Annotated in this window: 11 protein-coding genes; all 11 read right to left on the reverse strand. The window is 69.4% G+C overall.

The window, feature by feature from the left end:
* Positions 1 to 2: 2 nt before the first annotated feature.
* The gene (gene araA / locus EER34_RS03435) at positions 3 to 1,514 is read right to left on the reverse strand and encodes an L-arabinose isomerase (protein WP_127473157.1); all 1,512 of its coding nucleotides are present in this window, start codon (positions 1,512 to 1,514) and stop codon (positions 3 to 5) included.
* Positions 1,515 to 1,557: 43 nt separating this feature from the next.
* On the reverse strand, positions 1,558 to 3,174 hold the full coding sequence (locus EER34_RS03440) for a xylulokinase (RefSeq protein ID WP_127473158.1): 1,617 nt from the start codon (positions 3,172 to 3,174) through the stop codon (positions 1,558 to 1,560).
* Positions 3,171 to 3,878, reverse strand: a complete 708-nt coding sequence (locus EER34_RS03445; protein WP_127473159.1) for an L-ribulose-5-phosphate 4-epimerase — start codon at positions 3,876 to 3,878, stop codon at positions 3,171 to 3,173. Before EER34_RS03445 ends, EER34_RS03440 begins: the two co-directional genes overlap by 4 nt.
* The gene (locus EER34_RS03450; protein WP_127473160.1) at positions 3,878 to 4,948 is read right to left on the reverse strand and encodes an ABC transporter permease; all 1,071 of its coding nucleotides are present in this window, start codon (positions 4,946 to 4,948) and stop codon (positions 3,878 to 3,880) included. The genes EER34_RS03445 and EER34_RS03450 overlap by 1 nt, the downstream gene beginning before the upstream one ends.
* Positions 4,945 to 6,030, reverse strand: a complete 1,086-nt coding sequence (locus EER34_RS03455) for an ABC transporter permease (RefSeq protein ID WP_127473161.1) — start codon at positions 6,028 to 6,030, stop codon at positions 4,945 to 4,947. Before EER34_RS03455 ends, EER34_RS03450 begins: the two co-directional genes overlap by 4 nt.
* Complete coding sequence (locus EER34_RS03460; RefSeq protein ID WP_127473162.1) at positions 6,027 to 7,634, reverse strand: sugar ABC transporter ATP-binding protein; 1,608 nt, start codon at positions 7,632 to 7,634, stop codon at positions 6,027 to 6,029. The genes EER34_RS03455 and EER34_RS03460 overlap by 4 nt, the downstream gene beginning before the upstream one ends.
* Positions 7,635 to 7,755: 121 nt before the next feature.
* On the reverse strand, positions 7,756 to 8,763 hold the full coding sequence (locus tag EER34_RS03465; RefSeq protein WP_127473163.1) for a substrate-binding domain-containing protein: 1,008 nt from the start codon (positions 8,761 to 8,763) through the stop codon (positions 7,756 to 7,758).
* A 239-nt stretch (positions 8,764 to 9,002) separates the two neighbouring features.
* Positions 9,003 to 10,022 (reverse strand): LacI family DNA-binding transcriptional regulator, encoded by a 1,020-nt coding sequence (locus EER34_RS03470; protein WP_127473164.1) that lies wholly within the window; start codon positions 10,020 to 10,022, stop codon positions 9,003 to 9,005.
* Positions 10,023 to 10,077: 55 nt separating this feature from the next.
* On the reverse strand, positions 10,078 to 10,593 hold the full coding sequence (locus tag EER34_RS17605) for a hypothetical protein (protein ID WP_205791336.1): 516 nt from the start codon (positions 10,591 to 10,593) through the stop codon (positions 10,078 to 10,080).
* On the reverse strand, positions 10,590 to 11,660 hold the full coding sequence (locus tag EER34_RS03480) for a DUF916 domain-containing protein (protein ID WP_240642097.1): 1,071 nt from the start codon (positions 11,658 to 11,660) through the stop codon (positions 10,590 to 10,592). Before EER34_RS03480 ends, EER34_RS17605 begins: the two co-directional genes overlap by 4 nt.
* A 74-nt stretch (positions 11,661 to 11,734) precedes the next feature.
* Positions 11,735 to 12,358 (reverse strand): hypothetical protein, encoded by a 624-nt coding sequence (locus EER34_RS03485; protein ID WP_127473165.1) that lies wholly within the window; start codon positions 12,356 to 12,358, stop codon positions 11,735 to 11,737.
* Positions 12,359 to 12,564 lie beyond the last annotated feature (206 nt).

The following is a 12,564-nucleotide window of genomic DNA, read 5'->3' on the forward strand; positions in this document are numbered from 1 at the left end:
GCTCAGAGGCCCTGAGCGAGTCGGTAGTACGCCTGGTTCCACCGCAGTTCGCGCTGGAAGCCGCGGACGGTGGTGTCCTCGTCGATGACGACGAGCTCGGTCTTGGCGATCTCGGCGAAGTCGCGGAACACCTCGATGCCCACGGCGGTGGTCATCACGGTGTGGTGCGCGGCGCCGGCGGCGAGCCAGCACGCCGTCGAGGTGGCGAAGTCGGGTGCGGGCTCCCACACGGCTCGGCCGACGGGGAGCTTGGGCAGATCGGGGGCGTCGACGTTCTGCACGACGTTGGCGACGAGGCGGAAGCGGTCGCGCATGTCGCTCATCGCGACGACGAGGGCGGGGCCGGGGTCGGCGGTGAAGACCAGGCGCACCGGGTCGTCCTTGCCGCCGATGCCGAGCTCGTGCACCTCGAGGCGCGGCTTCGCGGTGGTCAGCGACGGCGAGACCTCGAGCATGTGCGCGCCGAGGATGCGCTCCGCACCGGGGACGAGGTCGTACGTGTAGTCCTCCATGAGGCTCGCGCCGCCGGGGAGGCCGGAGCCCATGACATTCGCGACGCGGACCAGGATCGCGGTCTTCCAGTCGCCCTCGGCGCCGAACCCGTAGCCCTCGGCCATGAGCCGCTGCACGGCGAGACCAGGCAGCTGCTTCAGCGCGCCGAGATCCTCGAACGAGGTCGTGAACGCGCCGAAGCCGCCCTCCTCCAGGAACGAGCGCAGGCCGAGCTCGATCGCGGCGCCGTCGCGCAGCGACTGGTGGCGCGCGGCTCCCGGCAGCATCTCGTCGGCCACGTCGTACGCGTCGACGTACTCCTGGACGAGTGCGTCGATGTCGGCGTTGGAGGCGGCCTCGACCGCTTCGACGAGCTCGTTGACGCCCCACGTGTTGACCTGCACGCCGAACCGCAGCTCGGCCTCGGTCTTGTCGCCCTCGGTGACGGCGACGTAGCGCATGTTGTCGCCGAAACGGGCCAGCTTGAGCGTGCGCGACGCGGTCCAGCCGGCGGCTGCGCGCTGCCAGTCCTCGACCTGCTGCCGCACCACCGGGTTCGACACGTGACCGACCACGGTCTTGCGCGCCACGCCCAGGCGGGTCTGGATGTAGCCGAACTCCCGGTCGCCGTGCGCGGCCTGGTTCAGGTTCATGAAGTCGAAGTCGATGTCGGCCCACGGCAGCTCGACGTTCGCCTGCGTGTGAAGGTGCAGCAGCGGCTTCTGCAGCGCGTCGAGACCCGCGATCCACATCTTCGCCGGGCTGAACGTGTGCATCCACGCGATCACGCCGATCACGTCGTCTCGGGTGTTCACTTCGAGCGCGAGACGGCGGATCGAGTCGGAGTCCTTCAGGACCGGCTTCCACACGATCTTCACCGGCAGCCCCGCCAGGCCGTCGACGACCGCCTGCGACTGCTCGGCCACCTGACGCAGCGTCTCCTCGCCGTAGAGGTTCTGGCTGCCGGTGACGAACCACACCTCGTACGAATCGAGCGAGGTGGCGAGTGGCTGACGGGTCATGAAGGTTCCTTCTGGGTCTTTCCGGGGAGGGGGGAGGTCTGGGTCAGAGCGCCTGCACGGCGGCTCGCTCTATGGCGAGTCCGGCGCGATAGCGCGAGAGGTAGGCGGCGAAGCCCGGGACGTCTTCGGGGTCGGGCTCGACCGTGTGGAACTCGGCGCCGTCGAACACGCGCTCGCGCAGGAAGCCGTCGAGGTCGGTCTCCGATGCCGCGGACAGGTAGGCCGCCAGCACGGCGATCCCCCACGCGCCGCCCTCGGATGCCGTCTCACCGACGGCCACGGGCGCGTCGAGCGCTCCGGCGAGGAACCGCTGCGCAACCCCCGCGGTGCGGAACATCCCGCCGTGCGCGAACATGCGGTCGAGCTCGACCCCTTCGCCCTGGAGCACACGCATGCCGAGTGCAAGCGTGCCGAACACGCCGTAGATCTGCGCGCGCATGAAGTTGGAGAGCGTCAGGCGGCTGTCGGGCGTGCGGACGAAGAGCGGCCGCCCTTCCGACATGCCGGCGATCGGCTCGCCGGCGAGGTGGTTGTACGCGATCAGTCCGCCGGCGTCCGGATCTCCGTCGAGGGCCTCACGGAAGAGCACCTCGAAGACGTCGTCCGAGCCCAGCTGGCCGCCGCTCACCGTGGCGAAGCGGCCGAACAGACCGACCCACGCCGCGAGCTCGCTCGCGCCGTTGTTGCAGTGGACCATCGCCACCGGATCGCCTGCCGGGGTGGTGACGAGGTCGAGCTCGTGGTGGACGTTCTCCAGCGGTCGCTCGAGGACGACCATGGCGAAGATGCTCGTACCGGCGCTGACGTTGCCGGTGCGCGGTGCGACCGAGCAGGTCGCGACCATGCCGGTGCCCGCGTCGCCCTCGGGCGGGCAGAGCGGGATGCCCGGCTGCAGCGCGCCGGTCGGATCCAGCAGCGCCGCACCCTCCGCGGTGAGCTCGCCGGCAGCCTGGCCCGCGACGAGCACGACGGGCAGCAGCTCCGAGACGCGCAGCCCGAACGCCCGCTCGGAGACGAGACGGTCGAACTTGTCGAGCATGGGTGCGTCGTAGTCGTTGGTCGCCGCGTCGATCGGGAACATGCCCGACGCGTCCCCGACCCCGAGCACCTTGCGGCCCGTCAGGCGCCAGTGCACGTACCCGGCCAGCGTCGTCAGGAAGCGCACGTCCGTGACGTGCGGCTCCTCGTCGAGCACGGCCTGGTACAGGTGCGCGACCGACCAGCGCAGCGGGATGTTCACGCCGAAGAGCTCCGACAGCACGCCCGCGGCGCGGCCGGTCGTGGTGTTGCGCCAGGTGCGGAACGGAACCTGCAGCTCGCCCTCCGCGTCGAACGCGAGGTACCCGTGCATCATGGCCGAGATCCCGATGGCGCCGAACGTGGTCGGCGTGACTCCGTGTCGCTCCTGCACGTCGTCGGCGAGGTCGGCGAACGCGGCCTGGAGGCCGGCCCACACCGCGTCGAGCGCGTACGTCCAGACCCGGTCCTCGAACTGGTTCTCCCACTCGTGGCTGCCCACTGCGAGGACGGTGGACGGATCGTCGGCGAGCACGAGGCACGCCTTGATCCGTGTTGACCCGAGCTCTATGCCGAGCGCGGTGCGACCCGCGACGATCGCGGCGGCCGCGGCATCCGGGGCCGTCTGCGTCTGTTCGGTCATCGCCGTTCGTCCCCGCTCTGGCCATAGACGTTCTGGTAGCGGTCGTAGAGGCTGTCGATCGCCTCCTGCGGGATCGGGATGAGCGGACCGGCCTCACGGGCGAAGTGCACGGTGCGGGCGACGTCCTCGACCATGACCGCGGCCTTGACCGCGTCCTTCGCGGAGGTGCCGATCGTGAACGGGCCGTGGTTCTGCATCAGCACGGCGCGCGACCGGTGGCCGGACAGTGTCTCGACGATGCCGCGGCCGATCGAATCGTCGCCGATGATCGCGAACGGGCCGATCGGGATCGGGCCGCCGAACTCGTCGGCCATCGCCGTGATCACGCACGGGATCTCCTCGCCGCGCGCCGCCCACGCCACCGCGTAGGTCGAGTGGGTGTGCACCACTCCCCCGACGGCGGGCATGTTGCGGTAGACGTAGGCGTGCGCCGCGGTATCGCTCGACGGGCTGCGGTCACTCCCTGGCGAGCCCGGGACGACGTTGCCGTCGAGGTCGCAGAGGATCATGTTCTCGGGCGCGAGGTCGTCGTACGAGACGCCCGACGGCTTGATCACGAACAGGTCCGCGCCGGGTACGCGGCCCGAGACGTTGCCGCCGGTCCACACCACCAGGCCGTACCGGACCAGCTCGCCGTGCAGCTTCGCCACGTCCTCGCGGACGGCGTCGACGGATGCCTGCACCTCAGGCGTGAGGGCCGCCATCAGCTCGCCCTTCGCCGCGTCAGCGCGCGCTGCAGCAGTACGAACACGAGCAGGACGGCGCCTGTGATGATCGTGAGGTACTCGGGGTTGATCGTCCCGTCCTTCGTGATGATGAGACGCAGCGCCGCGATCACGAAGACGCCGACGACCGAGCCCAGCACATAGCCGTAGCCGCCCGTGAGCAGGGTCCCGCCGATGACGACGGCTGCGATCGCGTCGAGCTCCCAGCCGATGCCGGTGACGTTCTGAGCCTTGCCGCCGACTTCCGCCGTGTAGACGATCGCCGCCAGACCCGAGAGCGCGCCCGAGATGATGTAGATGCCCACGCGTGTCCGTGCGACCGGCAGACCCATCAGTCCCGCCGACGACTCGCTGCCGCCGATCGCGTAGACCGTGCGCCCGCTGCGACTGCGATGCATGAAGAACATGCCGCCGATCACGACGAGCACGGCGATGAGCAGCCCGGGCGTGACGGTCAGGTCGTTGACCTTGGGCCCGTCGAGGATCTTCCAGTCCGTGGCGAGCAGGTGGATCGGCGAGTCCTCGGGCGCCTGCACGGGCGTGGTCGAGAGGATCGAGGCCAGTCCGCGCGCGAGGAACATCATCGCGAGCGTCGCGATGAACGGCTGCACGTTGAAGTACTGGATCATGACGCCCGCGATCACGCCGAACATCGCACCGAACAGGATCATGAGCAGCATCGAGACCCAGCCGTTGATGCCGATGTTCATGAGCATGACGCCCGCCACCGAGCTGAACGCGACGACCGCGCCGACGGACAGGTCGATGCCGCCCGAGACGATCACGATGGTCATGCCGACAGCCAGGATGATCGTCGGCGCGAAGCTGATGAGAAGGCTCGACATGGTTCCCGCGTGGAAGACCCTGCCGTACGCGACCTCGGCGTAGATGAGCATTCCGAACAGCAGCACGAGTGCGGCGAGCGTGGGGATCAGCGTCTGATTGCGCTCCCACAGTCGTGACAGGCGAGCGGCGCTGGCGGTGTTCCTGCTCTCCGGCAGGTCGGGGACGGGCGGAACTGCTTCGGCGAGCGTGCGTGAAGAGCTCATGCGACGACCTCGTTCGAGACGGGTGCGGCCTGTTCCGCTGCGGGCGGAGCGGGCGGGCTGGGCGTGCCCGGCGACTTCGTGCGCCCGAGTGCCCACGAGCGCACCCGCTCGGACTGCAGCAGCACGAGGACGATGATGACGAGAGCCTTGAACGCCGGCGTCGCCGCGGCGGGGATGCCGAGGAACAGCACGGTCTTATTGAGGGTCGCGATCAGGAGCGCGCCGACCGTGGAGCCCACGATCGAGAACTTCCCGCCGGCGAGCGATGTGCCGCCGATGACCACGGCGAGGATCGCATCGAGCTCCATCAGGTTCCCGGTGCCGCCCACACTCACGGTCATCACTTCCGAGACGCTGAACAGACCGCCGACCGAGGCGAGCGCGGCCGAGAGGATGTACACGCCGATCAGGATGGGACGAGGACGGATGCCTGCGAGCCGGCTCGCGTGCGGGTTGATGCCGATCGACTCGATCATGAGTCCGAGCGCTGTGCGGCGCATCGCCAGGGCGATGAGCACGACGATCGCGATGGCGAGCACGAAGCTCGTCGGGATGCCGAGGATCTGTCCGTTCGCGAGGAGACGGAACGGCTCGTTGGTGGCGTCGGTGTTCTGCCCGCTCGTGATGACGCGCGCGATGCCGCGCGCGGCGAGCATCATGATCAGCGTGGTGATGAAGGGCTGCAGCCCGACGACTGCGACCAGGAAGCCGTTGATCGCGCCGAGGACGATCGTGAGCGCGAGCGCGAGGCCGATCGCCGTCAGCATCGCCGCCACCGGCGTCGAACCGTCCATGCCCGAGAGGGTCTGCATCGCCACCGCTCCGCCGACGGCCATCATCGAGCCGACGGAGAGGTCGATTCCGCCCGTCGCGATCACGAATGTCATGCCGAGCGCGATCATGATGATCGGCGCCGAGACGCGCAGGATGTCGAGCACGTTGCCCGTGAGCATCCCGGTCGTCGGGTTGACGCTGATCGCGAGGTATGCCGGATTCTTGATCGAGTTGATCAGCAGCAGCACCGCGATGCCGACGATGGCCCAGAACCAGGGCGTGCGCAGCGCGATCTTGACGCGGCTCATGACGCGTTCCCTTCCTGGTTGGCTGCGGTCTCTCCCGCGGCGACCTCTTCGGCGAGGGCCTCGGCGGTCTTCTCTGCCTCATCGCCCGACTCGGTGGCGATGACCGAGACGATGCTCTCGGCCGTGACCTCCGGCCCGTTGATGACCTCTCCCACCTTCTGATGGTCCTTGAGGATGACGATCCGCTCGGAGAGGCGGACGACCTCCTCCAGCTCGGAGGAGATGAACACGACGCTCATCCCGCCCTCGGCGAGTTCGGCCACGGTCTCCTGGATGTCGGCCTTGGCGCCGACGTCGATGCCGCGGGTCGGCTCGTCGAGAAGGAGCAGATCGGGATCGGTGGCCAGCCACCGGCCGAGCAGCACCTTCTGCTGGTTGCCGCCCGAGAGCAGACGGATGGGGCGGTCGGGGTCGTTCGGCCGCACGCTGAAGCGCTCCATGTAGGTCTTGACCAGCTGGTCGACCTCGCGAGCGGGCACACGACGGAGCCAGCCGCGGCGGGCCTGGACGGCGAGCATGATGTTCTCGCGGACGCTCAGATCGCCGACGATGCCATCGTCGCGACGGCTCTCGGTCGAATAGGCGATTCCGTGGGAGAGGCCCGCGACGGGAGAGTTCAGCGAGATCTTCTTGCCGCGGAGCCGGGTCGTCCCCGTGTCGGCCTTGTCGGCGCCGGCGATGAGCCTGGCGAGTTCGGTGCGCCCGGCCCCGAGGAGCCCTGCGAATCCGACGACCTCGCCGGCGTGGATCTCGAGATCCGTGGGTTCGATCGCTCCCTTGCGACCGAGATCCTCGGCGGCGAAGAGCGGCGTGACCGTGCGGTCGCGCTGCTGAGTCTGCCTGTTGGACCCGAGGGCTCGAAGCGCCTCGAAGTCCTTGCCGATCATCTTCGAGATGAGCTGCGTGCGATCGAGGTCGCGCTTGAGGTACTCGCCCACGAAGGCGCCGTTGCGCAGGACCGTGATGCGGTCGCTGATCGCGTACACCTGGTCGAGGAAGTGCGAGACGAAGAGGATCGCGACACCCTGGTCGCGGAGCCGGCGGATGACGTCGAAGAGCACTTCGACCTCGTGAGCGTCGAGGCTCGAGGTCGGCTCGTCGAGGATGAGCACCTTGGAGTCGGTGACCATTGCGCGGCTGATGGCGACGAGCTGCTGGATCGCGATGGAGATCGACGAAAGAGGAGCGCGGGGGTCGAGGTCGCCGAGACCCATGCGGGCGAGGGCCTCACGGGCGCGAGCGTACGTCTTGCGCCAATTGATGCCGGTCCAATCGTGCACCTCGTGCCCGAGCATGACGTTCTCACCGATGGTGAGGTTCGTGCACAGATTGACTTCCTGGTAGACGGTGGAGATACCCGCGTCCTGCGCGGAGGCGGTGCCGTTGAAGTGCCGCACCTGCCCGGCGACGACGATCTCGCCGGAGTCGATCTGGTAGACGCCGGTGAGCGCCTTGATGAGGGTGGACTTGCCGGCGCCGTTCTCGCCCATGAGCGTGTGGACTTCGCCGGGAAGCAGCCGGAAGCTGACGTCGTCGAGCGCCTTCACTCCTGGGAAGGTGATGGACGCGTTGCGGACCTCGACGATCGCGATCGGTTCGATCATGGCTGCTTCATTCCTCTTTGCTGCGGGGAGCTCGTGCTGGATGGAGACGAGCACGAGCGGGGGCCGCCGGAACGGCAACCCCCGCTCGCATCACTTCTCGTCTCGTCGAGGCTGAGTCGAATCAGAAGCCCTTGCCGTCGTCGATCGCGGCCTGGCCGGCCTCGGGCGAGTCGAAGGTCTCACCGGGGACGATGATGGTCTTCTCGACGCTGTCGCCCGCGAGCGCGGAGTTGACGGCCTCGACGGCGAGGTCGCCGAAGAAGGGGTTGTACTGAGCGACGAAGCTCAGCTCACCCGCGGCGAGCGCCTCGAGGGCCGGCGTGGTGCCGTCGATCGTGGCGATCTTGACGTCGGTTCCCGGAGTGAGACCGGCGGCCGTCACGGCAGCAGCCGCTCCGATGCCCATCTCGTCGTTCTGGGCGAAGACGAACTGGAGGTCGGGGTTCTCCTTCAGCACGGTCTCGATGACCGACTTGCCCTCGTCAGCGGTCCAGTTGGCGGTCTGCGCGCCGATCTTGTTCCAGCCGTCCTTGCCCTCGATCGCTGCCTCGAAGCCCTCGTTGCGCTCGTTCACGACCGAGAGGCCGGGGACGCCCTCGAGCGTGAAGTAGCTCGCACCCTCCGGGAACGTCTCGACAGCCCAGTCGCCCACGGTGCCGGCGACGTTCACGTTGTCCGGAGCGATGCGCGTGACGTAGAGGTCGTCGCTGGAGTCGACACCGCGGTCGAGCAGGATGACGGGGATCTCGGCCTCCTGGGCCAGCGCGAGCGAGTCGTCCCAGCCGGAAGCCTCGGTCGCGGTGAGGAGGATCACGTCCACCTCGTCGTTCACGAACGTCGCGAACGCGTCGAGCTGCGACTTCTGATCGGTCGGGCTCGCCGCGGGAGCGTACTTCAGGTCGAAGCCGGCGTCCTCGGAGAACGCGTCCTTGATCGCCTGCTCGTTGGCGTCGCGCCAGCCGCCCTCGGGGCCGACCGCGACGAAGCCGACGGTGGTGAGTTCGCCGTCGCCGCTGCCTTCGGAGCCGGTGTCGCCGTCGCCGCCGCCTGCGCAGCCGGCGAGACCGAGCGCGAGCGCCCCAGCGCCGACGAAGCCGATCAGGCCGAGCATCCGCTTCTTGTTTGCCATCTCTTCTCCTCCTTGAGACTCCCCGACGCTCTCGGTCGGGGAGAAGTCCCTGTGCCCCAGCGGGACACTCTCGGGTGTGTGCGAATCCATTGTGCGCGCTAACATCCCTGCGCGCAACTCATTTCGCGAGATTCGTTACTTCTCCGTTACCGCGAACATTAACACGCGGCCGTGAGCGGCAACATCCCCCGCGCGCGCACGCCGAACGTCCTCACCCGGTGCGCGGGGCGTGGCGTCGCTCAGGCCCGCGGCGGCGCGGTCGAGCTGCGGACGATGAGCCGCGGCTCGATGATGTCGTGCTCCGCGATGTCGTCACCCTCGATCGCGGAGATGATGATCTGCAGCGCGAGCGCGCCGAGGGCAGCGAAGTCCTGTCGCACCGTGGTGAGCGGCGGCAGGAAGTGCCGGGCGTCGGGCAGGTCGTCGAAACCGACGACGCTGATGTCGTCCGGGACCCGCAGCCCCCGCTCGGAGAGGCCGTGCACGAGGCCGAGCGCCATCTGGTCATTGGCCGCGAACACGGCGGTCGCGTCGGCGAAATCGTAGGTCTTGCCGAACGTGTAGCCGTAGTCCGACGTCCAGTCGCCGACCACCGGAGGCGCGATCGTGAGCCCGGCGTCGGCGAGGGCGTCGCGCCAGCCCTGCTCCCGGGCACGGGCGTCGTACCAGTCGAGGGGACCGGAGAGGTGCGCGATGGACCGATGGCCGAGTTCGATCAGGTGCATCACGGCGGCCATGGCACCGGCGCGCTGGTCGACCGCAGCGGTGTGCATCTCGGCATCCGGCTCGGCCTTGATCACGAGGGTCGGAAGACCGGTGCTCTGCTGGCGCAGCATGTCGAGCGACGAGGCGCGCGGGGCGATGACGCACAGTGCGTCGACGCCCTGGGTCACCAGCTCCACCACTCCGGTGTCGATCTGCGACTCCTCGTCGTCGGAGATCGAGAACGCACTGATCGCGTAGCCGGCGTCGCGGGCGGCGCTCTCGATGGCGCGCAGGGTGCTGTTCGGGCCCCATTGGACGGGACTGTCGACGAGGACGCCGATGCGCATCGCCCGCCGCGTGGCGAGAGCACGCGCGATCGAGCTGCGCGTGTAGTTCATCTCGTCGATCGCCTGGAGAACGCGCTCGCGCGTGGACTCGCGGATGTTCGGATGCCCGTTCAGCACGCGCGAGACGGTCATGTGCGAGACGCCGGCCTGCTTCGCCACGTCGTAGATGCTCGGCCGCTGCCAGCCCCGTGTCACCTGTTCGGACATTGCCGCTCACCTCGTTCGCTCATGCTGACCACATCGTAGGCCGTGCCGACGCGACTCACGGGCGACGCCCCGCCGACCGCAGGAGCGCCAGGGAGGCGCCGCCGACCGCGGCCACAGCCGCAGCCGCGCCACCGGCGATGATCCAGCCGACCGGCTGCTCGCCTCCTTCGCCGCTCGCGCCGGGGGCCGAGCCACTGCCAGGTCGCGGGTTTCCGGGGTTGCCCGGGTTGCCGGGCTTACCGGGCTTTCCCGGCTTTCCCGGCGGGTTTCCGGGGGTGCCCGGGTTGCCGGGATTGCCCGGATGGCCCGGATGGCCCGGGTGACCGGGATGCCCCGGGTGACCGGGGTGGCCCGGGTGACCGGGATGCCCCGGGTGCCCGGGATGCCCGGGGTGGCCGGGATGCTCGGGGTGGCATCGCGAGGTGCACTCGAGCGGAGCGATCACGACCGTGACTGCGACGCCCTCGGGATCCGCGTCGGGCTCATCCGCCGACGCGGGCGACGGCACCGCGAACGTGGAGAGCGAGATCAACAGGATCGCTCCGCCGAGCAGACGCGGGATGCCCCTCACGAGGCGTCCACCGGGGCATCCGCCTCACGGCGGCCGGCCTCGCGCGCGTCGGAGAGGAGCGCGTCGAGCCGACGACGCGAGCGGATGCGGCCCCACACGATCGCGCCGATCACCAGGGCGACGCCCGCGAGCAGAAGAAGCTGAGGCCATGGCACCGCCCACACGACGACCTCGGCCACGACCGGTGTCATCGTGGCGGTCTCACCGTCCATGGTGACGACGATCGGGCGGAGGACGACCTTCGTCGGCACCAGGAAGAGCGGCCACACGTCGTCGACGACGGCGGCCATGCTGCGGGTGTCGCCGGGCAGGAGCTCCTGGCGGATCTCGCCCTCGGCGGGGAAGGCCGCCTGCTGCCCGCCGGCTTCGACCACGCCCTCGGCGATCAGCCGGGTGTTGCCCTCGTTCACGACGTCGAAGGTCACCGTCATCTCGCCGGGACGCAGCGGATTCCACGACAGCGAGTAGCCGGCCACGAGGGACTCCACGGCGGCGGCCGGCGTGATCTCGCCGGTGACCCGGGTGAGGACGCGGAAGCCGACGCGGCTCTCGACGCCGACGCTCGCGCCGTCGTCTCCCGACTGCACTGACAGGATCGACGCGGTGATGCCGGCTGCGTGGTCGCCCGGCTCCGCGGTGTCGGGCACCGTGATCTCGAAGGGGATCACGACCGTCTCCCCCGCCGGTACGGCGACCTCGTCGGGCAGCGAGATCCACGTTCCCGAATCGACCGACTCCTGGTCGGCCGGAAGCATGTCGAAGCGGCCGGCGCGTGTGTAGAACCCGTCGGCCGCGGCGAGCCGGAAGGTGACGTCGACATCGCTGACGTTGCGCACCGCGAAGTGGTCGTCGACGGAGTCGCCCGGGTCGATGTCGTGCTCGACCGCGGTGCGGCCGTCGGGACCCGACTCGTCCGCCGGCGTGACCGACCAGCGAATCGTCGAAGGGTCGTCCGCGTCGTCGGCCGCGGTCGCCGACGCGGCGGAGCCCGAGGCGAACGCGACAGCGAGGAGGGCGGCGAGCATCGCGCGGCCGGCCCGGCCGATGCGCGGGGTCAGATGAGACACGGTGGTGGGATCCAGACGTCAGGGTCGGGGCCGTGAGATCACGGCCCCGACCCGATTCAACACGAACTGCAGGTTTACTGGAGGGCGTCCTCCCACAGCGTCAGCGTGATGGTCGCCTGGTAGGCGCCCGGCGCGACGTCGACCGGCGTCTTGAGGAACAGGTCCGCGTTGGCCGACCACGAGCCGCTGGGCAGCTCGCCGTAGTTCGGCGCAATGGCCAGGAGCTCCTCCGCGACGAGACCGACGGCGTCGGGGCCCTCGTCCAGGACGGTGTCGACCTGCTCGCCCGCGGCGACGTCGCCGTCGCTGTCGTCGCTCGTCAGCGCCGGCGTCCAGCCGAGGTGCTCGGGGCCGATGGCCGGAGCCCCGGCGGCCGTGAACGACGACGACTGGCCGGTGACGTACCAGAACGTGTCGGCCGGGACCTCTTCGCGGTCGTCGGTGACGGTCACCGTCGGCAGCACGCCGTTGAACTGGCGGACCTCGGGGTCACCCGAGTCGACCTCGGTGAGCGCCGTCGTGTCGGCGCCGACGCTCATCGTCAGCGCTCCGACCGGCTCGAGGGCTTCGATGTTGACATTGACGTCGACGTCGTCGCTGCCCAGCTCATCGGCGATCGCGGCACCCGCGACGCCGAGGAGCAGCATCCCGCCGAGTGCACCGGCTGCGGTGCGCGCGAACAGTCCTCGCTTGTTCATTGGTTCTCTCCATTCCCCGGCCGGCATCCCTGCCGCGCCGAATCTGCGAGTGACCGGATTGTCCGGCCGTCGGGTCTCGCCGGAGCATCGGCGGTCGCCGATCGCCCCATGTACCAAAGGGTGTGAAACGATGCGAAGCGGGGCTCCGAATCGGTGTCCGCCGGGTGCCGGTCCGCCCCACGCGTCACCGTGCGCGACGAGGCTGC

The organism is Microbacterium sulfonylureivorans (genome assembly GCF_003999995.1).
Lineage (GTDB): Bacteria > Actinomycetota > Actinomycetes > Actinomycetales > Microbacteriaceae > Microbacterium > Microbacterium sulfonylureivorans.